This window comes from Streptomyces sp. NPDC101194 (genome assembly GCF_044767885.1).
Lineage (GTDB): Bacteria > Actinomycetota > Actinomycetes > Streptomycetales > Streptomycetaceae > Streptomyces.
Window position 1 is genome coordinate 679,327 of record NZ_JBIWOS010000001.1, and the last position, 26,341, is coordinate 705,667.

A 26,341-nucleotide genomic window follows, 5' to 3' on the forward strand; every position below is an offset into this window, starting at 1 on the left:
CCCCACTGTCGCTGCCCCGCCCCCCCCCCCGGGGGCCCCCCCCCCCCCCCCGCCCCCCCCCCCCCCCCCCCGGGGGCCCCCCCCCCCCCCCCGGGGGGCCCCCCCCCGGGGGGGGCCCCCCCGCCTCGTTTTGTTCTGGGGAAAGGCGTTGTTCGGCGTTGTGTCTTTTCTTCGCTCTCCCGCGCAGTTCAATACGCAAAGTTCGTTCAATATGCAAAGACATCGGTCGGTATCGGACCGGGGTGCGGTCCGTGGATCCCCATCCACGGACCGCACCCGGCTTACCCCCGCCGGGCACGGAGCCGCACCGTCGCCGACCGCCGCCGAACGAGCAAAACCCCCCACGGCCTTCACCCGCTCTTCCGGTGGCTCCGGATTCGCACCCGACGTCGTACAGCTTTTCGGGTGATGGCACCTGCGGGCGAGGCGTTTCACCTCTGGCCGAAACCCCGTGGTGACGTGCTGTTATGGGTCGCATACCCTGGGGTGGGGGTAATTGCAGGTGCAACAGGTGGGGGTTCGGTGCTGCGCATCCACATGTCCGGGGTGGACCTTTCCAAGGTGCGGATGGCCACCCGGCCGGATGCGCTGTGGGAAACCATTCTGAGTTTTCACCGGCTGAGGGACCGGCGCGGTTCCAAGGTGTTCGGGGAATGGCGTAAGGAAACCCGGCCCCGGTTGAATGATGAAGTACGCCCGTTGGCCGCGGTGATTCCACCGCGCGGCTATTTCCCGGACTTTCTGACGCCTTCTCAGGAAAGTGGTGAGCCGTACGGCATCGACGCCGGAATGGAGGTCCTGCGCGACACCCCGCCCCGGCGGATCCGCGCCGAACTCGCCCTCCTGAGTACCGAACGCCGCGAGGCGGGCCGCGTCCCCCGCAGGCGTGTCGAGTCGCTCGACCGGCTCATCGGCGCCCTGCGCGGGTACCACCGAGCCGCGATCGAACCGTACTGGCCGCACATCCAGGCCAGCGTCGAGGCAGACCGTGCCGTCCGCGGCCGCGCACTCCTGGACGGCGGGGCGGAAGAGCTGCTCGCCTCCCTCCCGCCCGTGATCCGCTGGCGGGCCCCCGTGCTGGAGGCCGACTACCCCGTCGACCGCGACGTCCACCTCGACGGCCGGGGGCTGCTGCTCCAGCCGTCCTTCTTCTGCCGGGCCACCGCGGTCGTCCTCCGCGACCCGCGGCTCCCGCCGGTCCTGGTCTACCCGGTCACCCACTCGCGCGCCCCGGTCTTCGCGGAACCGGGCCCCTGGCTCGGCCGGCTCCTCGGCCATACCCGCTCCACGGTCCTGAGCGCCATCGGCAACGGCTGCACGACCAGCGAACTCGCCCGCCGCGCCGGAGTCTCCCTCGCCTCGGCGAGCCAGCACGCCTGCGTGCTGCGCGAGGCCGGCCTGATCCACACGCTGCGGCACGGCAGCTCGGTCCTGCATACGCTGACCCCGCTGGGCGGATCACTGCTCCGGGGCGGCGCGCCGCTCGCCGTGTCCTGAATCCGGGGGCGGAGGATTTCTTCGCCGGCACCGATGAGTTCCGTGCCGCCCCGTCGTCCACCTGTCGTCAATCGTTCGAACACCAGAGAGAACGGAACGGCCATGCCTCAGATGATCTTCGTGAACCTGCCGGTCAAGAACCTGGAGACGACCAAGGCCTTCTTCGGCAAGCTCGGCTTCTCGTGCAATCCGCAGTTCAGCGACGAGAACACCGCATGTCTCGTCATCAGCGACACCATCTTCGCCATGCTCCTCACCGAACCCCGCTTCAAGGAGTTCACCAAGAAGGAGGTCGCCGACTCCTCGAAGTCGACCGAGGTGATCCTCGCGCTGAGCGCGGAGAGCCGCGAGAAGGTGGACGAGCTGGTCGACACCGCCCTCGCCTCCGGGGGATCGCCCGCCAACGAGACGATCGACTTCGGTCACATGTACGGCCGTTCCTTCCAGGACCCGGACCACCACATCTGGGAGGTCATGTGGATGGACCCGGCCGCCGTCGAGGGCCGGCAGGCCTGAGGCCGACGGTGGTCGCCGGGTCTCAGGGCTTGAGGCCCGGATACGTCACTCCCGTGAGCTGCTCGGACGCCACCCAGAGCCGCTCGCTCGCCACATCGTCGAAGGTCCAGCCCGCTCGCCACGACGGGGCGGGCGCACCGCGCCAGCCCATCAGCCTCGGCCCGGTGAACGAGTCGGGGCGCACGCCGGGCGCGGTGGCCGCGTACAGGGTGGGCAGCGCTCCGGACGACGCGGGCTGGGCGATGATCCGGTTGCCGATCTCGAAGACCCGTTCCGCCGTCCTGCGGCTTTCCATCCGGACGCCCGCCGTCTGCAGATTGGTCGCTGCGTATCCGGGGTGCGCCGCGGCGGCCACCACCCCGGAACCGGCCGCCGACAGCCGCCGTGCCAGCTCGTGGACGAAGAGCAGATTGGCGGTCTTCGAGCGGCCGTAGGCGATCCAACGGCGGTAGTTCCGCTCGCTGTTGAGATCCCCGATGTCGATGTTGGACAGGGCGTGCATCCCGCTGGAGACGCTCACCACACGCGCCCCCGGGGTGTCGAGGAGCTTCGGGAGCAGCAGTCCGGTGAGGGCGAAGTGGCCGAGATGGTTGACGCCGAACTGCCTCTCGAATCCGTCGGCCGTCCTCCCGTACGGCAGCGCCATCACGCCCGCGTTGTTGATCAGCAGATCGATCCGGTCGGGCGCGTGGGCCGCGGCGAACTCGCGCACGGAATCCAGATCGGCCAGATCGAGCGGAACGAACTCCACGTCCGCGCCGGTCACGGCCGTCCGGATCCGGGACCCGGCCTCCTTGCCGCGCTTCTCGTCACGGCAGGCGAGCAGTACCCGCGCGCCGTGCCGGGCCAGCTCCCGTGCCGTGATCAGCCCGATCCCGCTGTTGGCTCCGGTGACCACGGCGGTACGGCCGCTCTGGTCGGGGATGTCGCTCGCGTTCCAGCCCTGGCTCATGGACCCCAGCGTACGACCGGGGCGCGGAGGGGGAACGGGCCGGTCGGATCCCGAAGCGTGCCGTGTGGCGGCCGTCGGGGGGCCGGATGTCCGGCAACCTCAGAGTTGGCTCAACTTTCCCGCGATCCGGCCAAAGCGGTTGGACGGGGCACCTACCTCGTCCTTAGGGTCGCGATCATGCCCGACATAGCACTCACCACACTGGTTGTCCTCTGCCTCGCCGCAGCCGCGGCGGGCTGGATCGACGCGGTGGTCGGCGGCGGCGGACTGCTCCTGCTGCCCGCTCTGCTGCTGGGCCTGCCGCACGTCCCGGCCGCGCACGTCCTCGGTACGAACAAGGCGGTCGCGATCGTCGGTACGTCGGGCGCCGCCGTGACGTACGTGCGCAAGGCGCCGGTGAAGGTCGGGACGGCCCTGCGGATCGGGCTCGCGGCGCTGGCCGGATCGATGACCGGCGCGTTCTTCGCGGCCGGGATCAGCAGCGCGGTGCTGCGGCCCGTGATCATGGTGGTGCTGCTGGCGGTCGCGGCGTTCGTGATGCTGAGGCCCTCGTTCGGCACGGCGACGGACGAGGGGGTCCGGCGCGAGGTCACCCGGGCCCGTACCGTGACCGCGATCGTGCTGGTCGGCGGCGGCATCGGGCTCTACGACGGGCTGTTCGGCCCCGGTACCGGAACGTTTCTGGTGCTCGCGCTGACCGCGGTGCTCCATCTCGACCTGGTGACGGCGTCCGCCACCGCCAAGATCGTCAACGTGTGCACCAACGGCGGGGCGCTGGCGATGTTCGCCTACCAGGGCAATGTGCTCTGGCAACTGGCCGCGCTGATGGCGGTGTTCAACCTGGCCGGCGGACTGGTCGGGGCGCGGATGGCGCTCAGGAAGGGCAGCGGGTTCGTCCGCGGGGTTCTGCTGGTCGTGGTGTTCTCGCTGGTCGCGAAACTGGCCTTCGACCAGTGGGCGGCATGAGCGACCGGCCCCGGAAAGCGGGGGTCACCGCACCTCGGTGAGGTGCGCGTACGCCACCACATTGCCTTCGTATCCCGTCGACTTCGAGAAACCGCCACCGCAGGTGATCAGTCGCAGCGAGGCGTAGGGCGAGGCTCCGTACACACGCTTGTCGGGGAAGTTCCGGCTCTGGTAGACCTCGATCGCGTCGAGGGAGAAGACGGCGGTACGCCCGTCCTGCCGGACGACCTCGACCTTGCTGCCCTTCTGCAGGGTGCCCAGGTCGTAGAAGACCGATCGCCCCTGCGCGTTGTCGACATGACCGGCGACGATCGCGCTGCCCCTGGAGCCGGGGGGAGTGCCGTCCCGGTACCAGCCGACGACATTGCGGTTTCCGGCGGGCGGCACGTCGAGACTGCCGTCGGCCCCGAGTCCCAGCCGCATCATCGGGGCGTCCACCCGGATGCTGGGAATGCGCAGGCGCACGGGCGCCGACGGCCCCAGGGGTTCGGCGACCGGGGACCCCGGCTGCGGCCCGGGGCCGCCGGCGAAGGCCTGCGCGGAGGTCGGCTGGGGCGGGAGCAGCCCGGCGTCGGCGCCGTGGCGGATCAGCCAGACACCGGCCAGTGCCGCGATGACCAGCAGCCAGCTCTCGGCCTTCTGGGGCACGGTCGTCCTCCGGGTGACGGGGCGGAGACGGTACGGGTACGGTCCCGTCCCGGTGGCCGCGCGGCCACCGGGACGGATTCCAGGCGGTACGGAGACGTGAATCCGTCTCCGTCAGCCGGCTTCCTGCGTGCCGCTCGCCCGGCGACGCAGGAGCCAGGCTCCGCCGACGACGGTCGCGGCGAGTACGCCGGCGCCCGCCGCGATCTGGGAGGTGTCGGGCCGGACACTGCCGCCGACGCCTGTTTTCACGTGCCCGCTGGGGGCGTTGGGCGCGGACGAATCACTCCGTCCGGACGAGTTGTCGCGGCCGGACGAATTCTGTCCCGCGCCGTCCCGTTCGGAGCTGTCGCGCCCCGAGTTGTCCCGTCCGGACGACGACTCATTGCGTCCGGACGAGCTGTCGTGTCCCGACGACGAGTTGTTGCGTCCGGACGAACTGTCGTGCCGGCCCGAGCCCCCGTCCCCGGACTGGTTGCGATCCCCGCTCCCACGCTCGTTCGAACCCTCCCTGGAGGGGGCGCTGAGCCCGGAGAAGGCGTTGAGCCCGCCTGCGGAGTCGAGGAGCGAGGGGACGTTGAGGCCGAACGGGGAGTTGAGCCCGGATCCGGACGAGTTGTTCGCTCCGTCCCCGTCGCGGCCGTGCCCTTCCTGGTCGCCGTCGGCCCGCGGCGCGCCGGCCGAGCCGATCCACGGAGTGCCGGTATCAGCCGCGTACGCGGGCGGCCCTGCGGAGAGGAGGCCGAGCGTGGCTATGGTGACCGCGGACGCGGCGGTACCGGTCACTAGGCGGGCAGGGCGCATGGGGGGTTCCTCCGGCAACTGCGCGAGTAGGTGTGTCCTGACTCCGAGCTAACGGGCGGCCCGCCCTCCACGCCTGTTGACACCAAGTCAGCTTTCACCCGAACGGCCCGGCGCGGCATCCTTGCCAAACGGTATGTGTGCAGGTCACAGCGGTGATCGAAGCGAGGATGACCGGCCCTTTACCGACCGGTGCCGATCGAGTGACGCCCTTCCGAAAGAAAGTGGCGCACGTCACACGCATGACCTTGCGAGTGTCGGGCACACGTCTGACACCCCCCACGGGACGGTGTACCGGGCCGCTCCCGGCCACCGCCCTCACCGGACCCACCCCCTGGGTCCGGTGAGGGCGTTCCGCGTCGGGAGTCCGGGGCGCTGTGCTCCCGGGCCGGCGCGGCCGCGGACCGGCCGACGGGGGCGGACGTGTGAGCCGCCGGGCGTCAGACGGTGTCCCACGGCGTGCCGTCGTAGGCCCGCCCGATCCGACGCATCAGCTCCTCGTCCACCGCGAGCGCGATGTCGTCGATCCGCCGGACCGGCGCGATGCCCTGCGAGTTGGTGAGGAACGCCGCCTGGAACGCGCCGATCCCGTCCAGCGCCACCCGGCGGTGTACGGACTCCAGCCCCACGCCGGGCAGCTCCTGTTCCAGCAGTGCCATGGTGATGCCGCGCAGGCAGGGGGCGTCCGGCCAGACGACCGAAGTACCGTCCCAGAAGCCGATGTTGGTGATCGCCCCCTCCGTCACCGCGCCGTCCGGCGCGGTCAGCAGGGCCTCGTCGAAACCGGCCCGGGAGGCGAGCGTCGCGTAGTACGTCTGGCCGAACTCGCCGGGGCGCTTGATGTGCGGCACGGTCCGGGCGTAAGGAACGGACATCAGGTCGTGCGGTTCGGCGGACTTCCGGGCCGGCCCGCGCACCGTGACCATGACGGTGGTCTCCGCGTCGCCCGGCGGCAGGTAGCCGTACACCCGGGTCGAGGCGTCCCGTACCCCCGCACCGTCCAGCGCGTGCCGGATCAGCTCGCGCACACGCTCCCCGTCCAGGGCACGCTCGAACAGCTCCCGGTTGGCGGAGTCCAACCGGGCCAGATGCAGGGCGAGGCCGCGTACCTGTCCGTCCCTGACCTGCATGGCGGTGAAATGGCCGTAGTTGAGGAAGGCGGGAATCCGTAGATCCGCCTCGGTGGCCGGGTGACCGTTGAACTCCGCGTACGGGAAGGGTGCGGGAGGGGGAGTCGTCATGCGGTCCACGGTATGCCGCGGGGTGCGGCGGCGGACGCCGAGGGACGCGGCTTGACCTCAACCATGGTTGACATACGAGCCTCTCCGCATGGACCTCACCACGGCACCCACATCCATGGCGGCCTCCACCGCCTCCACCGCGCCCCTGAAGGTCGCGGTCATTCTCGCCAGCAATCGTGAAGGACGGTTCGCCCCCGTCGTCTCCGACTGGTTCCTCCCGCACGCCGACCATCGGCCCGGCATCGAGACCGACCTGATCGACATCGCGGAGCTCGATCTCCCGATCGCCCTCTCCCACCGGCCCGACGCCGACGCACGGGCGCGACTGGCCGCCGTGTCCTCCAGGCTGGCGGCGGCCGACGCCTACGTCGTCATCACCCCCGAGTACAACCACTCGTACCCGGCCCCGCTGAAGAACCTGATCGACTGGCACCACGCCGAGTGGCAGGCCAAGCCCGTGGCCTTCGTCTCGTACGGCGGAGTCTCCGGCGGTCTGCGCGCGGTCGAGCACCTGAGGCAGGTCTTCGCGGAGCTGCACGGCGTCGGCATCCGCGAAACCGTCTCGTTCCACAACGCGAGCGCCCTGTTCGACGAGGAGGGCAGGCCCAAGGACCCCTCGGGCTGCGACGCGGCGGCCAAGACGCTGCTCGACCGGCTCGACTGGTGGGGGCGCGCGCTGCGTGACGCCAAGGCCGTCCGTCCGTACGACGTCTGAACGCCGGACACTGCGCCGCGCCGTGGTGCCCCCGACAATCGACGAGGGGCGCGAGGACGCCCCGCAACCGACAGGGAGGAGCCCGAAGGTGACGACGCCGGCATGGCTGACCGTACTGACCACGACGGACAGCGAGGAGAAGGCCCACGCGCTGGCGCAGGGCGCGGTGGAGGCGCGGCTCGCCGCCTGTGTGCAGATCTCCGCGCCCGTCACCTCGGTCTACCGCTGGCAGAACGCCATCGAGACCACCGAGGAGTGGCAGCTGCTGCTCAAAACGACGGCGGAGCGGTACGACGAACTGGAGGCCCATCTCCTGGCGGCGCACGACTACGGGACACCGGAGGTCGTCGCGGTCCCGGTGGTACGGGGCAGCGCCCGCTACCTCGACTGGGTCTCCTCCGAGACCGCCCCGGACGCCTCTTTCTAGAGCGGGCGGACGCGTCGGACCCGGCGCGTCCCTACCGTTCGTCCGCGGCCAGGGCCTCCCCGATGCCGGGCTCCTTCGGACCGAGGAAGTGCGGTTCGCGCTTGAACGTGGACTCCAGCACCGCCTTCCCCGCCGCGAACAGCTCCCGTGTCCCGCCGTAGTACCAGGTCGCATCGTGTACGGCGTCGACGCCGACGCCGTACGCGTCGATCCCGGCGCTCCGGCACAGCGCGATCGCACGCCGGATGTGGAACCCCTGGCTCACCAGCACCGCGCGGTCGACCCCGAAGATCTTCTTGGCGCGGACGCACGAGTCCCAGGTGTCGAACCCGGCGAAGTCGCTCACGATGCGCTTGTCCGGCACGCCGTGCGCCTTCAGATACGTGCGCATGGCGTCGGGCTCGTCGTACTCCTTCCGGCTGTTGTCACCGGTCACGAGCACGACCTTCACCTTTCCGTCCCGGTACAGCTCGGCGGCGGTGTTCAGCCGGTTCGCCAGATACGGCGACGGCCTGCCGTGCCAGAGCCCGGCCCCGAACACCACGGCGACCTGCTGCGCGGGCGCGTCTGCGGTCGTCCTGACCCGGGCGTCGGCGACGGAGTGCATCCAGGTCGCGGGCATCAGCGCCGCCACGCAGGCGACCATCACCCCCTGTACGAGGCGCCGCTGCCCACGCCGCGTCCGCGGCCACCGCGGCCGGAACCGCCCGAGCCGCGTCGTTCGTCCCGGCTGCTTCTCCTCCATGGGTGCCCCCTGCTCGTGCCGTGTCGTCCCACATGACCGGACGAACGACGCGGGGAAAGGGTTCTCCGTCTCCCGGTTTCATCGGTGGCCGAAGCCGCGACGGCCCAGTGGTTCCCGCCGGCCGCTCGGCGCGCATCCGCCTGAGCCCCGCTGTCAGCCAGGACGTTTACTGTCGGAACCATGGACGGCATGGACGGCACGCGGGAAGTACAAGGCGCGGACGACACACAGTGCACACACACCACGCAGTGCACACAGGACATGGACTGCGCGCACGGCACGCAGGAACACGGCTCGGCCCCCTACCGCGCGGCCGACGCCGAACGCTGGGACACCGAGCCGGACAAGCGGCCCGGCCGTACCGCGTTCCAGCGCGACCGCGCCCGTGTGCTGCACTCCGCCGCACTGCGCCGGCTCGCGGGCAAGACCCAGGTCGTCACCCCCGGTACCCGCAGCCACGCTTGGGACGCCAGCCCGCGGACCCGGCTCACCCACTCCCTGGAATGCGCCCAGGTCGGCCGCGAACTCGGGGCGGCGCTCGGCTGCGACCCCGATCTGGTCGAGACGGCCTGCCTGGCCCACGACCTCGGCCACCCGCCGTTCGGACACAACGGGGAGCAGGCGCTCAACGACTTCGCGTCGGACTGCGGGGGCTTCGAGGGCAACGCGCAGTCGCTGCGCCTGCTGACCCGGCTCGAACCGAAGCGCTTCGTCCCCGACACCCGGACCGGTGATCTGGTCAGCGTCGGACTCAATCTGACCCGCGCCGCCCTGGACGCCGCCACCAAGTACCCGTGGCCGCGCGGCGGTCACCCCTTCGACCCGGACTCCCCGAAATTCGGGGTGTACGAGGACGACCTGCCCGTCTTCGAGTGGGCCCGCAAGGGTGCCCCGAAGAACCGCAAGTGCTTCGAGGCCCAGGTCATGGACTGGTCCGACGACGTCGCGTACTCGGTGCACGACTTCGAGGACGGGCTGCACGCCGGGCACATCGATCCCAACTGCCTCTACGCCGAGCCCGAGCGGAACGCGATCTGGGCGGTCGCCATCGGACGCTACGTCCCGGCGGACACCGATCCCGAGGAACTGAGCGACGCCCTCGACCGGCTCATCGGCCAGGAGTGGTGGCCGGACAACTACGACGGTTCGGCCGTCGCCCAGGCCCGGCTGAAGGACGCGACGAGTCAGCTGATCGGCCGCTTCTGCCTGGCGGCCGAGAGCGGCACCCGGCAGGCTCACGGGACGGGCCGGCTCGGCCGGTACGCGGCCGAGCTCGTCGTCCCCCGCGAGGCACGCAACGAATGCGCCGTGCTCAAGGCGGTCGCCGACCGCTACGTCATGCAGCGCGCCGAGCAGGAGGCCATCCGCGCCGATCAGCGGATCGTCATCGCGGAACTGGCCGCCGCGCTGACCGCGCGCGCCCCGGAGGGACTGGAGCCGCAGTTCCGGGCGCTGTTCGACGCCGCCGACGACGACCGGGCCCGCAAGCGGGTCCTCGTCGACCAGATCGCCGCCCTGACCGATGCCTCGGCACGTTCGCTGCACGCCTCGCTCGCCGGACCCCGCCGCTGACCGGCGGAGTTCCGCCCCCCGGCGGACGGCCCGGCCCGTCGTCACCGACGGGCGTTCCCGCGCTCGGGACACCGGCGCGCGAGGCCCGTTCCCACCGCCGCGCGGCTTCGTCCGCGACCCTGTCCGCGAGCCGCGCGGACTTGCCTGTGACCACTGGGTGTGACCTGATCGGTGTACACCCTCTTTCGCCATCACGCTGCGTGCGGGACGCTCGCAGTCGGGCCCCGCGCAGCAAGCACCGAGGAGGCATCAAGTGGTCGACGCACATCGGACGTTCGTCATCGTCGGCGGAGGACTGGCAGGAGCCAAGGCGGCCGAGACGCTCCGGACGGAGGGTTTCAGCGGCCGGGTGATCCTCCTCGGCGATGAACGCGATCATCCGTACGAACGGCCGCCGCTCTCCAAGGGCTATCTCTCCGGCAAGGAGGAGCGGGACAGCGTCTTCGTCCACGAGACCGCCTGGTACGCGGGTGCCGACATCGAGCTCCACCTGGGCCAGCCCGTCACCGCCCTCGACCGGCACGCCCGCTCCGTACAGCTCGGCGACGGCACCGTCGTCCACTACGACAAGCTGCTGCTCGCCACCGGGGCCGAGCCCCGCCGCCTGCCCGTTCCGGGTACGGACCTGGCCGGTGTCCACCATCTGCGCCGTCTGGCCCACGCCGACCGGCTGCGCAACGTACTGACCACCCTCGGCCGCGACAACGGCCATCTGGTGATCGCCGGGGCCGGCTGGATCGGCCTGGAGGTCGCGGCGGCGGCGCGCGGGTACGGCGCCGAGGTCACCGTCGTCGAGCCGGAGCCGACCCCGTTGCACCATGTCGTCGGCCCCGAGCTGGGCCAGATCTTCACCGATCTGCACACCGACCACGGGGTCCGCTTCCACTTCGGCGTCCGCCTCACCGAGATCATCGGCCAGGACGGCCTGGTCCTCGCGGTCCGCACCGACGACGGCGAGGAGCACCCGGCCCACGACGTGCTCGCGGCGATCGGCGCCGCCCCGCGTACCGCACTGGCCGAGGCCGCGGGGCTCGCCATGGCCGCGCGCAAGGACGGCGGAGGCATCGCCGTCGACACCTCCCTGCGCACCTCCGACCCGCACATCTTCGCGGCCGGTGACGTCGCCAATGTGGCCCATCCGCTGTTCGGCGTCCGGCTGCGCGTGGAGCACTGGGCGAACGCGCTGCACAGCGGCCCGGCGGCGGCCCTCGCGATGCTCGGCAAGGAGGTCGGCTACGACCGGGTGCCGTACTTCTTCTCCGACCAGTACGACCTCGGTCTCGAATACTCGGGCTGGGCGCCTCCGGGCAGCTACGACCAGGTGGTCATCCGCGGCGACGCGGGAAAGCGCGAGTTCATCGCCTTCTGGCTGAAGGACCGCCGGGTGCTGGCCGGGATGAACGTCAACGTGTGGGACGTCACCGGGGACGTGCAGCAACTGATCCGGTCCGGCCGGCAGATCGATCCGGACGCGCTGGCGGACCCGTCGGTACCGCTGGCCGCCCTGAGCTGATCCCGGAACCGGGCAGGGCCGCGCCGGGCGGGCCGGGCCGGGACAACGGCCGGCCGCCTCGTCGGTGGTCCCGGACGGGAGCGTCCGGCCGCACCGCACGCGGCATGCGCCCTCGTCCCCGGGTTCCCCGGATCACATCGGCACGCGGCACGGCTGTCGTACCCCACCCGTAGACTTCACCCGTGGCAGGCAGGATCAATGACGACGACGTGAAGGCGGTGCGGGACGCGGTCCCGATCGACGCCGTCGTTTCCGAGTATCTCCAGCTGCGCAACGCGGGCGGTGGCAACCTCAAGGGGCTCTGCCCGTTCCACGACGAGAAGTCCCCCTCCTTCCAGGTCAGCCCGAGCAAGGGTCTCTTCCACTGCTTCGGCTGCCAGGAGGGCGGTGACACGATCGCCTTCGTGATGAAGATCGACCATCTCTCCTTCTCCGAGACGGTCGAGCGGCTCGCCGCCAAGGCCGGCATCACCCTGCGCTACGAGGAGGGCGGGTACAACCCCTCCCACCAGCGCGGCGAGCGTATCCGGCTGGTCGAGGCGCACAAGGTGGCCGCCCGGTTCTATGTCGAGCAGCTGGACAGCCCCGAGGCGGAGATCGGCCGCAAGTTCCTCGCCGAGCGCGGCTTCGACCAGGCGGCGGCCGCCCATTTCGGTGTCGGCTACAGCCCGGCGGGCTGGGACCACCTCACCCGTTATCTGCGCGGCAAGGGCTTCAGCGACAAGGAGCTGATCACCTCCGGCCTCTCCCAGGACGGCAGGCGCGGCCCGATCGACCGCTTCCGCGGCCGGCTGATGTGGCCGATCAGCGACACCTCCGGCGATGTCGTCGGCTTCGGCGCCCGCAAGCTGCGCGACGACGACAACGGACCGAAGTACCTCAACACCCCCGAGACCGCGATCTACAAGAAGTCCCAGGTGCTGTACGGCATCGACCTGGCGAAGAAGGACATCGCGAAGGCCAGCAGGGCCGTGGTCGTCGAGGGCTACACCGACGTCATGGCCTGCCATCTCGCGGGGATCACCACCGCCATCGCCACCTGCGGCACGGCGTTCGGCGGCGACCACATCAAGATCCTGCGCCGTCTCCTGATGGACAACGGCAGCGCGCGGGTGATCTTCACCTTCGACGGCGACGCGGCCGGGCAGAAGGCCGCCCTGCGCGCTTTCGAGGACGACCAGAAGTTCGCCGCCGAGACGTACATCGCGATCGCCCCGGACAACATGGACCCGTGCGATCTGCGCCTGGTCAAGGGCGACGAGGCCGTGCGCGATCTGGTCGAACCCCGTACCCCGCTCTTCGAGTTCGCGCTCCGCCAGATCGTCGGCCGGTACGACCTGGAGACCCCGGCGGGCCGCGGTGCCGCGCTCGACGAGGCGGCGCCCGTCGTCGCCCGGATCAAGAACAGCTCCTCGCAGCACGAGGTGGCCGTCCAGCTGGCCGGCATGCTCGGCATCCTGGACACCCAGTTCGTGGTCAAGCGCGTCGGCCAGCTCGCCCGCTGGGCCCGCGAGCGGGGCGACCAGCGGGGCGCCGCGCAGGCCCCGCCCCGCGGCGGCCCCCGGCACGAGCAGGTCCAGGCGCCGACCGCCCCCTCCGGCCCCGCCCTCAACCTCCGCAGCCCCGCCCACCGCACCGAGCGCGAGCTGCTGAAGCTCGCGCTGCAGAAGCCCGCTCTGGTCTCTCCGGCCTTCGACGCCTACGGGGTCGACGAGTTCACCGCCCCGCCGTACGCCAGGGTCCGGCAGTGCATCGCGGAGGCGGGCGGCGCCGAGATGGGCGTCCCCGAGACCCGCGAGTACCTGGTCCAGGTCCTGGACGCGGCCCCCGACGACACGGTGCGCAATCTGGTCACCGAGCTGGCCGTCGAGGTCTTCCACGGCAAGAGCATCGACGAGACCTACGCGGGCATGCAGCTCGTCCAGGTCCGGCTGCGCGCCGTCGACCGCAGGATCAACGACGTCCAGGGCAGCCTTGCCCGCCTCGGCAGCAATGTGGCCCCCGACCAGCTGGCCGCCGCGCAGAACGAGGTCTGGGTTCTCCAGCAGTACGCCGAGTCGCTGCGCAACAACGGCGCCGACGCGCTCTGACCCGGGGTCCGGGCGAGGTTCCGGCGGCGCCGCGGTGACGGCGCGCCGGGCGTGTTCGGCCGCCGCGGCGCCGTCCGTCGCCGGGCGGGCTCGAAACTCCCGCCCCTCCCCGTCCGCGTAACCGCTCGGTCACGGACCGGACTCAGAAAGTCCCCGCACGCCCCTCGTGGCAGCGATGTGTCTTCCCCCACACTGGGGGGCGGCGCCTGAGTCATCGGAGCGCGGCCGGTCCACCGGACCGTGGTCCGCCATCCCCGCGATCCGGCAGCGATCACCTGGAGGTCGCCCCCGTGCAGACCCGGACCCTGACCGAAACCGAGCATGTCTCGGCCATCCCCGCGCAGAACCGGGCCGTGCGTCATCCGGAGGCCGTGGTGGAGCCGCAGAAACCGTCCGACCCCCCCGACCCACCTGAGGCACTCATGGAGGAGCCACCGGAGGCGCCCGACCCTCCGGAGCCGCGGGGCCGACCGGAGACGGCCGGTCCGTCCTCCGATCTCTTCCGCCAGTATCTGCGGGAGATCGGCCGGATCCCGCTGCTCACCGCCGCCGACGAGGTGGAGCTCGCCCGCCGGGTCGAGGCGGGTCTCTTTGCCGAGGAACGGCTCGCGAGTACTCCGGACCCGGACAGCCGACTGGCCGTCGACCTGGACCGGTTGGTGGTCATGGGGCGGATGGCGAAGCGCCGGCTCATCGAGGCCAACCTCCGCCTCGTCGTCTCCGTCGCCAAACGCTATGTCGGCCGCGGGCTGACGATGCTCGATCTGGTCCAGGAGGGAAACCTCGGACTCATCAGGGCGGTCGAGAAGTTCGACTACGCCCGGGGGTACAAGTTCTCGACGTACGCGACCTGGTGGATCCGTCAGGCCATGTCCCGCGCCCTCGCCGACCAGGCGCGGACCATACGGGTCCCCGTCCATGTCGTCGAACTCATCAACCGCGTCGTACGGGTCCAGCGCCGGATGCTCCAGGAGCGTGGCTGCGAGCCGACGCCCGAGGAGGTCGCCGACCAGCTCGACCTCACCGCGGAGCGGGTCGGCGAAGTCCTGCGGCTCGCCCAGGAACCCGTCTCGCTGCACGCCCCGGTCGGCGAGGAGGAGGACGTCGCACTGGGCGATCTGATCGAGGACGGCGATGCCGCGTCCCCGGTCGAGTCCGCCGCGTTCCTGCTGCTGCGCGAACATCTGGAAGCGGTGCTCTCCACCCTCAACGAGCGTGAGCGCAAGGTGGTCCAGCTGCGCTACGGGTTGGCCGACGGGCGGCCCCGCACGCTCGAGGAGATCGGCAGGATCTTCGGCGTGACACGCGAACGCATCCGCCAGATCGAGTCCAAGACCCTCAACAAGCTGCGGGACCACGCCTTCGCCGACCAGCTGCGCGGCTACCTCGACTGACCGGGCACCGTGGACGGACGGGTCGGCTCCGTGGAGCCGCCGCCCGGGAACGGACGGTCCGTCACCCGCCGCCGCCCGCAGCGCGTCGCGGCAGCCATCGCCCTTGCCGGCCTCCGGCACCGACGGGGCCGCGGACGGCCCCGGACGAAAGGGGCCCGTACCGCCGACCGGCGGTACGGGCCCCGTCACATGCCGCGCTCGCGTCAGTCGACCTCGGCGACCGCCTGCGCGAACTGCGCCGAATACAGCCGGGCATAGGCGCCCTCGGCGGCCAGCAGCTCGTCGTGGGTGCCCTGTTCGACGATCGAGCCGTTCTCCATCACCAGGATGACGTCGGCGTCCCGGATGGTGGAGAGCCGGTGCGCGATCACGAAGCTCGTACGGCCGTGGGCCAGGCGCGCCATCGCCTTCTGGATCAGCACCTCGGTACGGGTGTCGACGGAGCTCGTCGCCTCGTCGAGCACCAGGATCACCGGGTCGGACAGGAACGCCCGCGCGATGGTGATCAGCTGCTTCTCGCCCGCGCTGACCCCGGAGCCCTCGTCGTCGATCACCGTGTCGTAACCGTCCGGCAGGGTGCGGACGAACCGGTCGGCGTGGGCCGCCTTCGCCGCCTCCTCGATCTCCTCGCGGGTGACCTCGCGGGACGCGCCGTAAGCGATGTTGTCCGCGATCGAACCGCCGAACAGCCAGGTGTCCTGGAGGACCATGCCGATGCCCCGCCGCAGCTCGTCACGGGACATCTTCGTCACGTCGACGCCGTCCAGCGTGATCCGGCCGCCGGTCACCTCGTAGAACCGCATCAGCAGATTGACCAGCGTGGTCTTGCCCGCCCCGGTCGGGCCGACGATCGCGACCGTGTGACCCGGCTCGACGTTCAGCGACAGATCCTCGATGAGCGGCTTCTCCGGGTCGTAACGGAACGACACCTTCTCCAGCGAGACGCTGCCCCGCAGCTCCTCGGGGCGCTCCCGCTCGCCGGGCGCGGGGTCGGCGCCCTGCTCCTCGGCGTCCAGCAGCTCGAAGATCCGCTCGGCCGAGGCGACGCCCGACTGCACCAGGTTCGCCATCGAGGCGACCTGCGTCAGCGGCATCGAGAACTGCCGGGAGTACTGGATGAACGCCTGCACATCGCCGATCGACAGCGAGCCCGAAGCGACCCGCAGACCGCCCACCACGGCGATCAGCACATAGTTCAGGTTGGAGACGAACATCATCAGCGGCTGCATGATCCCGCTGTTGAACTGCGCCTTGAAACCGGCCTCGTACAGCGCCTCGTTCTGCTCGGCGAAGTCCCGCGCGGACTCGTCCTGCCGGCCGAAGACCTTCACCAGGGTGTGCCCGGTGTACATCTCCTCGATGTGGGCGTTGAGCTTGCCCGTCACCTTCCACTGCTGCACGAACTGAGGCTGCGAGCGCTTGCCGACCTTCGCGGCCACGAACGCCGACAGCGGCACCGTCACCAGCGCGACCAGCGCCAGCAGCGGCGAGACCCAGAACATCATGATCAGCACGCCGACGATGGTGAGCAGCGAGTTGATGAGCTGGCCCATCGTCTGCTGCATCGTCTGCGAGATGTTGTCGATGTCGTTGGTCGCCCGGCTGAGCACCTCACCGCGCTTGGCCCGGTCGAAGTACGACAGCGGCAGCCGCGACAGCTTCGTCTGGATGTCCTCGCGCAGCTGGAAAATGACCCGGTTGATGATCCGGATCGACAGCCGGGTCGCCACCAGCATCAGCAGACCGGCGCCGACATAGACCGCCAGCGCCACCAGCAGTACGTCGCCCACCGCGCCGAAGTCGATGCCGTGACCGGGGACGAAGTCCACCTTGGAGAGCATGTCGGCCAGGCCGCTGTTGCTCTCGCGCAGGCCGTCGACGACCTGCTCCTTGGTCGCCCCCTTCGGCATCTCCGGGCTCCGGCCGATGACCCCGGCGAAGACCAGGTCGGTCGCCCGGCCGAGGATCTTCGGCCCGATCACCGACAGGCCGACGCTCAGCGCGCAGGCCACCAGCATCACGTACAGCGAGGTCTTCTCCGCCGAGAACCGTCTCAGCAGCCGCTTCGTCGACCCCTTGAAGTCCATGGACCGGTCGGTCGGCGCCCCGCCCGCCATCATGCGTCCGCCAGGCCCGGCCATTACGCGGCCTCCGCTTCCGTCAGCTGGGAGAGCACGATCTCCCGGTACGTTTCATTGCCGTCCATCAGCTCGTGATGGGTGCCGGAGCCGACCACCCGGCCCTCGTCCAGCACCAGAATGCGGTCCGCGTCGCGGATGGTGGACACCCGCTGCGCCACGATCACCACGGTCGCCTCGGCCGTCTCCTGCGAGAGCGCCCCGCGCAGCGCGGCGTCGGTGGCGTAGTCGAGCGCGGAGAACGAGTCGTCGAAGAGATAGATCTCCGGGCGCTGCACCAGCGTCCTGGCGATGGCCAGACGCTGCCGCTGCCCGCCCGACACATTGGTGCCGCCCTGCGAGATCGGCGCGTCCAGACCGTGTTCCAGCGCCGTGACGAACTCCTTGGCCTGCGCGACCTCCAGCGCGTGCCACAGCTCCTCGTCGGTCGCGTCCGGGTTTCCGTACCGCAGGTTCGTCGCGACCGTCCCGGAGAACAGATACGGCTTCTGCGGTACGAGACTCACGGTCTTCGCCAGCAGCGTCGGCTCCAGCGTCCGCACATCCGTGCCGTCGACCAGCACCTGGCCGTCCGTCACGTCGAACAGCCGGGGTACGAGGCCGAGCAGCGTCGACTTCCCGCTGCCCGTCGACCCGATGATCGCGGTGGTCTCGCCGGGGCGGGCCACCAGATCCACCGCCCGCAGCACCGGCTCCTCGGCGCCCGGGTAGCGGAAGTCCGCGCCGCGCACCTCCAGATGACCGCGGGCGAGCAGCTTGCGGACCGGCTTGACGGGCGGGACCACGCTGGACTCGGTCTCCAGGACCTCCTGGATGCGCTCGGCACAGACCTCGGCGCGCGGCACCATCATGAACATGAAGGTGGCCATCATCACCGACATGACGATCTGCATCAGATAGGCGAGGAACGCGGTCAGCGCGCCGATCTCCATGCCGCCGCTGTCGATGCGCTGGGCGCCGAACCAGATCACCGCGATCGACGAGACGTTCACGACCGTCATCACGGTGGGGAACATCAGAGCCATCAGTCGGCCCGTGGACAGCGCCACATCCGTCAGTTCGGTGTTGGAGCCGCGGAACCGCTCCTCCTCGTAACCGTCCCGGACGAAGGCCCGGATGACGCGGTTGCCGGTGATCTGCTCGCGCAGCACCCGGTTCACCGTGTCGAGCCGCTCCTGCATCGTGCGGAACAGCGGGCGCATCCGCCGCACGATCAGGCTCACCGCGATACCGAGCACCGGCACCACCGCGAGCAGCACCGCGGACAGCGGGACATCCTGGCCGAGCGCCATGATGATGCCGCCGACACACATGATCGGCGCCGACACCATCAGCGTGAACGTCATCAGCACCAGCATCTGGACCTGCTGGACGTCATTGGTCGTCCGCGTGATCAGCGAGGGGGCGCCGAACCGTCCGACCTCACGCGCCGAGAACGACTGCACCCGGTCGAAAACCGACGCCCGGACATCGCGGCCGAGGGCGGAGGCGGTGCGGGCGCCGTAGTGGACGGCCCCGATGTTGCAGAGCACCTGGACGATGCTGACGGCGATCATGATGCCGCCGAACTCGAGGATGTACCCCGTGTCCCCCTTGACGACACCGTTGTCGATGATGTCGGCGTTCAGGGTGGGCAGATAGAGGGTGGCGCAGGTCTGCAGGAGTTGGAGGAGGACCAGGAGCAGGATGGGTTTCTTGTACGGACCGAGATAGGCCCGCAGTAGTTTTATGAGCACGCGTGTCTCTCGGAGTCGGCAGAGGTCGGGAGGCGACCCATTTTCCGGCACCGCGCGCTGCGACCGCGAACGTTTTTATTCAAGACCGAGTAAAAAAACAGACCGAGTACACGTGCCGTGGAGCGGCCTCACGGGTACCCGGTCGTCACCCGGGGTGTGCGGATCAGGGCGCGGAGTCGAACGCCCCCGGATGCATCTGGTCCCGCGTCGCCACGTACTGCTGGCGCACCGCCTGCCCGACCGCCAGCTCCTCGCCCGGCTCCAGGACCTGCGCCGCGGCCCCCTGCCAGGCCGGGGGAGTGTGCGGATCGGCCGTCCCCTGCGAGACCCCCAGCGCCCACGCAGCCTGCCGGGCCGCGCCCAGTGCCGCGTACTCGGCGGGCTGCGGCACGACCACCTGCGTCCCGAACAGCGCGGGCGCGAGCCCCTGCACGGCGGGCAGTTCGGCCGCCGCGCCCAGCAGGAACACCCGCCGCACCTCCACGCCGCGGCCGCGCAGCACATCGAGTGCGTCGGCCAGCGAGCACAGCATCCCCTCGAAGGCGGCCCGCGCCAGATGCTCCGGCTTCATCGACTCGCGCCGCAGCCCGCACAGCGTCCCGGCCGTGTGCGGCAGGTTCGGGGTGCGCTCGCCCTCCAGATACGGCAGGAGCACGAGCCCGGAGGCGCCCGGTGTCGACTTCAGCGCCAGCGCGGACAGCTCCTCCAGGCCCTCCGTGCCCAGCATCTCGGCGGTCCCGCGCAGGGCGCGCACCGCGTTCGACGTGTGCACCACCGGCAGATGCATCCCGGTCGCGTCCGCGAACGAGGTGATCATTCCGCTCGGATCGGAGAGCGCCTCGTGGTGAACCGCCATGACCGAACCCGAAGCGCCCAGCGACACCACCGCGTCGCCGACCCCGACCCCCAGCCCGAAAGCCGCCGCCATCGTCTCGCCGGTCCCCGCGGAGATCAGCAGCCCCTCGGGCGTCGTCCCGGCCGTGTCGGAGGGGCCGAGCACCTCGGGCAGCGCGGCCTCGTGGCCGAGCGCGAGCTCCAGCAGGTCGGGCCGGTAGGTGCCGTTGCCCGCCGACCAGTAGCCGGTGCCGGACGCGGCGCCGCGGTCGGTGGTCCGCCGGACCGGCCGTCCCAGCAGCTGCCACACCAGCCAGTCGTGCGGCTGCAGCACCGCGGCCACGCGCCGGGCCGCCTCCGGCTCGGTCCGCGCCAGCCAGCGCAGCTTCGACACCGGCTGCGCGGCCTGCGGCACCATGCCGACCGCCTCGGCCCAGGGCTGCCGCCCGCCGAGTGCGTCGATCAGGTCGGCGGCGGCGACCTGTGCCCTCTTGTCGTTGCCGAGCAGCGCCGGACGCACGAGATTGCCCTGGTGGTCGAGCGGCACCAGACCGTGCTGCTGCGCGGAGACGCCGATGGCCTGCACGCCTTCGAGCAGTCCGTCGGTGGCGGCCTCACCCAGCGAGAGCAGCCATGCCTGTGGGTCGACCTCGGTGGCCTTCGCCTCGACGGGGTGTGCGGCGTACCCCCGGCGCAGCACGGCGCCCGTGTCCGTATCGCAGACCACGATGTGCGTGAAGGCCGAAGAACTGTCCAAGCCGGCGACTATGCCCATGCCCAAGATTCTGCCGCACCGCCGGAGCTTTTCCGTACCGGTGGTGCGGCAGTGCGCGGGCGGATCCTGCGCCGCGGGGCGCGGTGCCGGACCCGTCGGGCCCGGCAGGATCCGGAAGAGGCCCTATGTGTTGCTGGTGCCCCAGTCGTCCTCGCCGTTCCGGCCGCGGTCCCGCAGGGAGCGCACCCGGTCGGTCACCGAGGCGGGCACCTTCTCGCCGACCTTGTCGCTCACCGCGCGGTACGCCTTGCCGGCCAGGTCGCGGCCGCTCTGTGCCGCGGACTCGGCGGTGTTGCGCACGGCCGGATTCTGAGCGAACTGGCGTGCGGACTTCTTCATCTGCTCGTAGCGCTCGCGCCCGGCCCGCGTGCCGATCACGTATCCGAGAGCCAGTCCGGCGATGAACGTGAGCCGGTACCGCATGGCTGCCACCCTTCCTTGCTCAGTGCGACGCTCAGTCTGACGTGTGCTGCCCGCCTACCCGCGGGCACCCGGGATCACCCCCGGCGATACCGATTGGCAAAGCACCCCCCTGCTTGCGCTAATGTATGTGTCGCAGCGAACGCGCGCCGCCCGGCAGAGCCAGGCAGGTAGGGTTCGGTGCAAACGCAGCAATCCCCTGTAGCTCAATTGGCAGAGCAGCCGGCTGTTAACCGGCAGGTTACTGGTTCGAGTCCAGTCGGGGGAGCGCGATCCCCTGTAGCTCAATTGGCAGAGCATTCGGCTGTTAACCGGAGGGTTACTGGTTCGAGTCCAGTCGGGGGAGCGGAACGGAAGAGGACCCTGCGGGGTCCTTTTTCGTGTGCCCGAGGCTGCTCGTCTCCGTGGTGCGGGTGGGGTTCACGTGACTCTTTCGCGTGTACTCGGCTCCATCCGGAACCGGGCAGGGGGCGATGCGGTCTACATGGGCAGGTGAAGCCGACCATCCGGAGCGAGAGATCGTATGACCGGCTATGCTGCGGCAGACGGCGCGCACACTTGTACGCGCCACGCCGAAAAGGGGCGGTAGCTCAGCCGGTTAGAGCAGCGGACTCATAATCCGTCGGCCGTGGGTTCGAGTCCCACCCGCCCCACACGTCGACAGTTCGACAGAATCGTTCTGACCTGGAACGACAGGGAGGCCCCCGCCGACACGGGGGCCTTTTCGGTCGAGCCTCGTGATCGCCGGCTCGCCCCATGCTCGCCCGAAGTGTCAGCGGAGTCGGCGAGGCGCGCCGAGGGCTTCCCTCGAACAGCGGGTCGCACAGCCCTCTCTGCGTCAGCCGATGCAGACGCGGCCGATCGGCCTGCCGTCCACCGGTTCGGGGCCGCTGCTGGACGGTGGTGTGGTTGGCGCCTCGCCAAAGGGGAAAGGCCCCCGTGACGCACTGTCCGGCTTCGCAGCCATCCTGATCGAGAACTGACGCTCCACCACGCAGCATCGATCGCCGCGGCCACCACGACAGGAGCGATCCTGACCCCCGCAGGAGCGGTACGGCGCTGCACCAGAGCCTTCCGCACCGGTGTGTGGTGCGTGGGTACCCGGGGCCGCCGGAGGCCGGCCCCGAGACCGGTCCGGTGCTGCTCGACGGGTTGATCACCGCCGGCCCGGAGTCGGTCGGGCGAGGCGTCTTCCATTCGGCCCGCTGCGGTTGCTGTGGGGCGGAGTTGGGGGTGGGCTTTCAGTGCGCCTGGTGATTTCGCGGGCAGCAGGAACGGCGTCCCTCGCCGAACGAGCACGGCGTCACGACGGATTCATCCACTCCGGTCGACTGCACCGCGCAGCAGAACGCAAATCTGCGCCGAACCCGGGAGGTTACCCCCATGGTCACTGACACCTCGGAACAACTGAACCGGTCCCGGCCGTCGCTCGTCGCACGCTGGCGCGCATCCGCAGACCAGAACCTCACCCCCACGAAAAGATCACTGATCGTGACGTGGATCGCCTTCGGCGTCACGTGGGGAACCGTGCGGACCATCACCCACGGCATCCGCGGCGGATGGCTGCCCTGGGGGAACGTCTCCGCCGGTGGCCGGCACGTGCACCACTACAACTTCGGCATCGGTATCCTCGCCGGCATCGGCGTCATCGCCGTACGCGGCGACGAGCGCGCCGTCGGCCACCCGGCCGTCGCCGCGGCCTACGGCGCGGGAACCGCCCTCATCGCCGACGAATTCGCCCTGCTCCTCGATCTGCAGGACGTCTACTGGGCCAAGCAAGGACGCCTCAGCGTGGATGTCTCCCTCGGCACTCTTTCCGTACTCGGCGCGTACCTGACCGCCACACCGTTCTGGCACGAGTGCGCTCGGGTGACCCACCGCCACATCGTCTCCGCCGCCAAGCAACGACTGACACCCGCCGGGTAGGCCGGTCACGGGCCCACCGCCGCGCCCCAGTGGTGGGCCTCGGCGTGCGGCTTGCCACGGGGTGGGATGTGATGGTGAGTACGCGGGGGTCACGTAGGCCTCCGTGCCCAGCTGGACCGGGCGACCCTCTGTGTGATTCCGAGTCACCGCCTCGCTCTGAGTGATCCCGAATCCCCTGAGCGGTGACGGTCGGATCGTTGCCACGGTGTACTACGACCGCCTGTTCTTGCTCCTCGACAGCGGCGCCGTCGTGGAGGGCATCGGAGAAAGCGCTTGCCCCTGCGGACGGGCCGCTTGGCCGAGCTCGCGGCCCGCCGATCAGTGTCGCCCCCGCCCCTGCGGGGATGGTCCGGTGTACGACCGAGACCCGGACCGGTGCGCGTTGCCGACCCCGCCCCGATGCTTCCGCCGTGGAGCCGTCCGCTACGGAACGTAGCCGCGCGCGGGCCGGGGCTCATGAAGCCCGTCGCAGCCCCGGGGTGATCCGTCGGCCCGGGAGCCGAGATCCCCCGTACTTCTCGGGGGCCGAGGGTGTGTGGGGCGGGGAGGAACCGGTGCTGCGAACGCCCAACCGCTTCCGATCGAGCAGGATCGAGGGGGATGCGGCCGGATGGAGACGGATGGACATGTCCGCTCCTTCGGTCACTTCGTAGATGAGACGTGTCACTCGAATGGACTCGTCGAGTCCCACCCGCCTAACTGCTGCTGATCCGGCGGAAACGATATGACCTGCGCGTACGCAGGGGACAGGGCCCTCATGGATTCCGTGGGGGCCCTCGCCATGGCCCTGGAGTGGGATCAAGTGGTCGCGCCACGTCCCGGCGGGTCGTCAGCTCGGTCTCCCGCGCCGTCAGGGCTTGTGCGGGCAGCCTCCCTTGTATGTGACGGGCATGGACGCGAAGGGCCGTGGCGACCCGTGGCCCCCGTCGCCCGTATCCGTCGTGCGCGGCCCGTCGCCCGCGACCTTCACGCAAGGAATCGGTCCGTCTCCTGGCGAGGTGTTCATGGAGTCACTCATGGCAACGCTCTGATGGTTTCGGGTATTTCGTGAGTTTTATCTGGATTGAGGCTTGTACGACTTGTTGGCTGTGGGGGGCCGTCGTAGTGTCGAAAGTGCCGCAGCAAGAACAAGGCGCGGCACAGCGACATCCTCCAAAGGAGGCGAAGATGAAGGTCAGCAACATCTTCGACCACGGTGGCAGGGGCCGCGGCGGACGCGGCGGACGTGGCGGACGCGGTGACTTCGGACGCGGCGGACGCGGCGGAGGCTACGGACGTGGCGGACGCGGCGGAGGCTTCGGACGCGGCGGACGCGGCGGAGGCTACGGCGGCGGCGGCTACGGCGGCGGCTATGGCGGCGGCTACGGCGGCGGCTACTTCTGACCCGACATCCCTGACTCCATCCCCGAATCGAGGACGACCCGCGCCCGGGCGCGGGTCGGCCTCGCGGTTTCGGGGTCCGCGCCTATGGAGATGGTCCATAGTCCGAGCACATCTGTGACGTGACGCCATGCGCCTGCGCAGCTCGCTCCCGGGCCAAGTGCCCTCCGAGGAGAGTTCTCAGGAGTCGGTGACGGATGTACCGATCCGCACCGACCCCATCAGTGTTCTCGTGGCGTTCCGGCGCTTCTGGCCTCTGACCAGGGGTGACCGGCGCTGGCTCGTCCTCATCCTCCTGTGTGCCGTCCTGGCGGCCATCGCCGAGACCATCACGGTTCTGCTCTTCGCCGAACTCACCGACTCCGCTCTGCAGAAGGGATCGGTCAGCGCCTTCTGGAAACCCGCCGGTCAGTGGCTCGCCGTGGCCGTCATCGGCGCCGTGGTGGGATATCTCGGCCACTCGCTCGCGGCCTGGGTCGCCGAGCGGTTCGTCCTACGGCTGCGGGCCCGTGTCTTCGGTCACCTCCAGACGCTCCCGCCGCACTTCTTCCAACGCAATCGCCGCGGCGACCTGGTGGAACGGCTCACGGGCGACGTGGAGGCCATCGAGGCGCTCGTGGTCTCCGGCATCGTCGGGGCGGCCTCGGCCCTGTTCAGCACGCTCTTCTACGCCGCCGCCGCCCTGTGGCTGCGCTGGGACCTGGCTCTCGCCACCTTCGTGATGGTGCCGCTCTTCTGGTTCACGACCCGCCGATTCGCGGGCCCGCTGCGCGCGGTCTCCCGGCGGGGCCGCGCGGCGGACGGTGCCATCACGGCGGTGGTCGAGGAGACGTTGGTCAATGTCGTCATGACCCAGGCGTACAACCGGCAGCAGGACGAGGAGGCGCGGCTCCTCAGCAAGGCGCGCATCCGGCTGAGGGCGTCGGTGAAGGCCGTCCGTCTCACCGAGTTCTACGAGCAACTGGTCGAAGTCCTCGAAACCTTGTGCGTCCTGACCATCATCGGCCTCGGGACGTGGGAGATTGCCGCGGGGCGGATGACCCTCGGGCAGCTCCTGGCCTTCGCCGCCTTCATCGGCTACCTCTATCCGCCGATCCGCTCCCTGGGGCAGCTCGGCCTGACGGCCACCGCCGCGACCGCGGGAGCCGAACGGCTGCTGGAGATCCTCGACGCCCGGCCCGCCGTCACCGATCCGGCCGCCTTCGCTCCGGCCCCGCCCCGCGGCCGGGCGCTCGGTGAGGTGGAGGCGAGAGAGGTCCTCTTCCACTACCCCGGCGGCACCGAGCCGGTGCTGCGGGACCTCTCGTTCACCGCGAGCCCGGGGGAGTTGCTGGTCATCACCGGCCCCAGCGGCGCCGGCAAGTCCACCCTGGCGGCCCTGCTGCTGAGGTTCTACGACCCGGACTCCGGCAGCATCCGGCTGGACGGTGTGTCAGTGGACCGGCTGCCGCTGACCCACCTGCGCCGCAACATCACGCTGCTGCCCCAGGAAACGCTCGTCCTGCACGACACCATCGAGGAGAACATCGGTTGCGGGCGCACCGATGTGAGCCACCGTGACGTCGTGGAGGCCGCGAAGGCGGCCGACGCCCACGCGTTCATCCGTACTCTGCCGGAAGGATATGACACTGTCATATCCACGGGCACCTCACGGCTCTCCGGAGGCCAGTTGCAGCGCATCGCGATCGCCCGCGCCATGCTGCGCGACGCACCCGTCCTCCTCCTCGACGAACCCACCACCGGACTGGACAGACTGGCCGCGCAGCGGATCATCGCCCCGTTGCGGCGTCTCGCCGAAGGGCGCACCACCATCGTGATCACACACGATCTGGCCCTCGCCGCGGACGCCGACCGCATCCTGGTGCTGGACGAGGGACGCCTGGTGGAGTCGGGCACGCACACCCAACTCCTGGGCCGGAAGGGGCTGTACGCCACCCTGTTCGAGCGCCGTGCCCAACCTGCGAACGGCACGGTGTACCAGCCGGCCCGTCCGACGGGAATCCACTGGCGGTAGCCGGACCGGAGCGGCCCGGACCGCGTGAGCGGTCGCATGTCCCG

At 70.4% G+C, this 26,341-nt stretch carries 21 protein-coding genes and 3 tRNA genes; 15 read left to right on the forward strand and 9 right to left on the reverse strand.

All coding sequences use genetic code 11. The features are described 5' to 3' along the window. The first annotated feature begins 522 nt into the window (after positions 1 to 522). Together ACIRP2_RS02950 and ACIRP2_RS02955 are read left to right on the forward strand one after the other, a co-directional pair. A complete protein-coding gene (locus ACIRP2_RS02950; RefSeq protein ID WP_404245893.1) occupies positions 523 to 1,497 on the forward strand; it encodes an ArsR/SmtB family transcription factor in 975 nt (324 codons plus the stop codon). 102 nt (positions 1,498 to 1,599) lie between these two features. Next, positions 1,600 to 2,013 (forward strand): VOC family protein, encoded by a 414-nt coding sequence (locus tag ACIRP2_RS02955; protein ID WP_404245895.1) that lies wholly within the window; start codon positions 1,600 to 1,602, stop codon positions 2,011 to 2,013. Positions 2,014 to 2,035: 22 nt separating this feature from the next. Here ACIRP2_RS02955 and ACIRP2_RS02960 read toward each other — a convergent pair whose 3' ends face one another. Next, positions 2,036 to 2,965, reverse strand: a complete 930-nt coding sequence (locus ACIRP2_RS02960; RefSeq protein ID WP_404245897.1) for an oxidoreductase — start codon at positions 2,963 to 2,965, stop codon at positions 2,036 to 2,038. Between the two features lie 177 nt (positions 2,966 to 3,142). Between ACIRP2_RS02960 and ACIRP2_RS02965 the strand changes: the two genes are divergently transcribed. Next, on the forward strand, positions 3,143 to 3,931 hold the full coding sequence (locus ACIRP2_RS02965) for a sulfite exporter TauE/SafE family protein (RefSeq protein ID WP_404245899.1): 789 nt from the start codon (positions 3,143 to 3,145) through the stop codon (positions 3,929 to 3,931). A gap of 24 nt (positions 3,932 to 3,955) precedes the next feature. Here the strand turns inward: ACIRP2_RS02965 and ACIRP2_RS02970 are convergent, their stop codons facing one another. The 3 genes from ACIRP2_RS02970 to ACIRP2_RS02980 all read right to left on the reverse strand — a co-directional run bounded on the left by ACIRP2_RS02970 (position 3,956) and on the right by ACIRP2_RS02980 (position 6,618). Next, positions 3,956 to 4,579, reverse strand: coding sequence for a class F sortase (locus ACIRP2_RS02970; protein WP_404245901.1), 624 nt, complete (start codon positions 4,577 to 4,579; stop codon positions 3,956 to 3,958). Positions 4,580 to 4,690: 111 nt separating this feature from the next. Further along, positions 4,691 to 5,380, reverse strand: a complete 690-nt coding sequence (locus tag ACIRP2_RS02975) for a hypothetical protein (RefSeq protein WP_404245903.1) — start codon at positions 5,378 to 5,380, stop codon at positions 4,691 to 4,693. A 437-nt stretch (positions 5,381 to 5,817) separates the two neighbouring features. Further along, positions 5,818 to 6,618, reverse strand: a complete 801-nt coding sequence (locus tag ACIRP2_RS02980) for an aminotransferase class IV family protein (protein ID WP_404245905.1) — start codon at positions 6,616 to 6,618, stop codon at positions 5,818 to 5,820. Between the two features lie 88 nt (positions 6,619 to 6,706). Between ACIRP2_RS02980 and ACIRP2_RS02985 the strand changes: the two genes are divergently transcribed. Together ACIRP2_RS02985 and cutA are read left to right on the forward strand one after the other, a co-directional pair. Next, entirely contained in the window at positions 6,707 to 7,333 is a 627-nt protein-coding gene (locus ACIRP2_RS02985; protein ID WP_404245907.1) for an NADPH-dependent FMN reductase, read from the forward strand. Between the two features lie 88 nt (positions 7,334 to 7,421). Then, entirely contained in the window at positions 7,422 to 7,760 is a 339-nt protein-coding gene (cutA, locus tag ACIRP2_RS02990; RefSeq protein WP_404245909.1) for a divalent-cation tolerance protein CutA, read from the forward strand. A gap of 31 nt (positions 7,761 to 7,791) precedes the next feature. Here the strand turns inward: cutA and ACIRP2_RS02995 are convergent, their stop codons facing one another. Next, complete coding sequence (locus ACIRP2_RS02995) at positions 7,792 to 8,505, reverse strand: vancomycin high temperature exclusion protein (RefSeq protein ID WP_404245911.1); 714 nt, start codon at positions 8,503 to 8,505, stop codon at positions 7,792 to 7,794. Between the two features lie 189 nt (positions 8,506 to 8,694). On the opposite strand from ACIRP2_RS02995, the gene ACIRP2_RS03000 reads away from it, so the two are divergent. The 4 genes from ACIRP2_RS03000 (at position 8,695) to ACIRP2_RS03015 (ending at position 15,074) form a co-directional block, all read left to right on the forward strand. Next, a complete protein-coding gene (locus tag ACIRP2_RS03000; RefSeq protein WP_404247143.1) occupies positions 8,695 to 10,077 on the forward strand; it encodes a deoxyguanosinetriphosphate triphosphohydrolase in 1,383 nt (460 codons plus the stop codon). A 253-nt stretch (positions 10,078 to 10,330) separates the two neighbouring features. Then, entirely contained in the window at positions 10,331 to 11,590 is a 1,260-nt protein-coding gene (locus ACIRP2_RS03005) for an NAD(P)/FAD-dependent oxidoreductase (protein WP_404245913.1), read from the forward strand. Between the two features lie 182 nt (positions 11,591 to 11,772). Then, the gene (gene dnaG, locus ACIRP2_RS03010) at positions 11,773 to 13,680 is read left to right on the forward strand and encodes a DNA primase (RefSeq protein ID WP_404245915.1); all 1,908 of its coding nucleotides are present in this window, start codon (positions 11,773 to 11,775) and stop codon (positions 13,678 to 13,680) included. A gap of 290 nt (positions 13,681 to 13,970) precedes the next feature. Next, positions 13,971 to 15,074 carry an RNA polymerase sigma factor gene (locus tag ACIRP2_RS03015; RefSeq protein WP_404245918.1) on the forward strand — a complete coding sequence of 368 codons (1,104 nt, stop codon included), beginning with the start codon at positions 13,971 to 13,973 and terminating at the stop codon, positions 15,072 to 15,074. 203 nt (positions 15,075 to 15,277) lie between these two features. Here ACIRP2_RS03015 and ACIRP2_RS03020 read toward each other — a convergent pair whose 3' ends face one another. From ACIRP2_RS03020 to ACIRP2_RS03035, 4 genes are all read right to left on the reverse strand, one after another. Continuing rightward, complete coding sequence (locus tag ACIRP2_RS03020) at positions 15,278 to 17,215, reverse strand: ABC transporter ATP-binding protein (RefSeq protein ID WP_404245920.1); 1,938 nt, start codon at positions 17,213 to 17,215, stop codon at positions 15,278 to 15,280. After that, positions 17,215 to 18,948: an ABC transporter ATP-binding protein gene (locus ACIRP2_RS03025; protein ID WP_404245923.1), complete on the reverse strand. Its 1,734-nt coding sequence runs from the start codon at positions 18,946 to 18,948 to the stop codon at positions 17,215 to 17,217. Before ACIRP2_RS03025 ends, ACIRP2_RS03020 begins: the two co-directional genes overlap by 1 nt. 163 nt (positions 18,949 to 19,111) lie before the next feature. Further along, positions 19,112 to 20,557, reverse strand: coding sequence for an FGGY family carbohydrate kinase (locus ACIRP2_RS03030; RefSeq protein ID WP_404245925.1), 1,446 nt, complete (start codon positions 20,555 to 20,557; stop codon positions 19,112 to 19,114). A 123-nt stretch (positions 20,558 to 20,680) separates the two neighbouring features. Continuing rightward, complete coding sequence (locus tag ACIRP2_RS03035; protein WP_404245927.1) at positions 20,681 to 20,980, reverse strand: YtxH domain-containing protein; 300 nt, start codon at positions 20,978 to 20,980, stop codon at positions 20,681 to 20,683. A gap of 192 nt (positions 20,981 to 21,172) precedes the next feature. Between ACIRP2_RS03035 and ACIRP2_RS03040 the strand changes: the two genes are divergently transcribed. From ACIRP2_RS03040 to ACIRP2_RS03065, 6 genes are all read left to right on the forward strand, one after another. After that, positions 21,173 to 21,245, forward strand: a tRNA-Asn gene (locus tag ACIRP2_RS03040). Positions 21,246 to 21,250: 5 nt separating this feature from the next. Continuing rightward, positions 21,251 to 21,323: transfer RNA gene (locus ACIRP2_RS03045), tRNA-Asn, on the forward strand. 233 nt (positions 21,324 to 21,556) lie between these two features. Then, positions 21,557 to 21,630, forward strand: a tRNA-Ile gene (locus ACIRP2_RS03050). A 730-nt stretch (positions 21,631 to 22,360) separates the two neighbouring features. Next, positions 22,361 to 22,903 carry a hypothetical protein gene (locus tag ACIRP2_RS03055; protein WP_404245929.1) on the forward strand — a complete coding sequence of 181 codons (543 nt, stop codon included), beginning with the start codon at positions 22,361 to 22,363 and terminating at the stop codon, positions 22,901 to 22,903. 1,167 nt (positions 22,904 to 24,070) lie between these two features. Then, complete coding sequence (locus ACIRP2_RS03060; RefSeq protein ID WP_404245931.1) at positions 24,071 to 24,286, forward strand: hypothetical protein; 216 nt, start codon at positions 24,071 to 24,073, stop codon at positions 24,284 to 24,286. A 127-nt stretch (positions 24,287 to 24,413) separates the two neighbouring features. Then, positions 24,414 to 26,297: an ABC transporter ATP-binding protein gene (locus ACIRP2_RS03065; RefSeq protein WP_404245933.1), complete on the forward strand. Its 1,884-nt coding sequence runs from the start codon at positions 24,414 to 24,416 to the stop codon at positions 26,295 to 26,297. Positions 26,298 to 26,341: the final 44 nt, after the last annotated feature.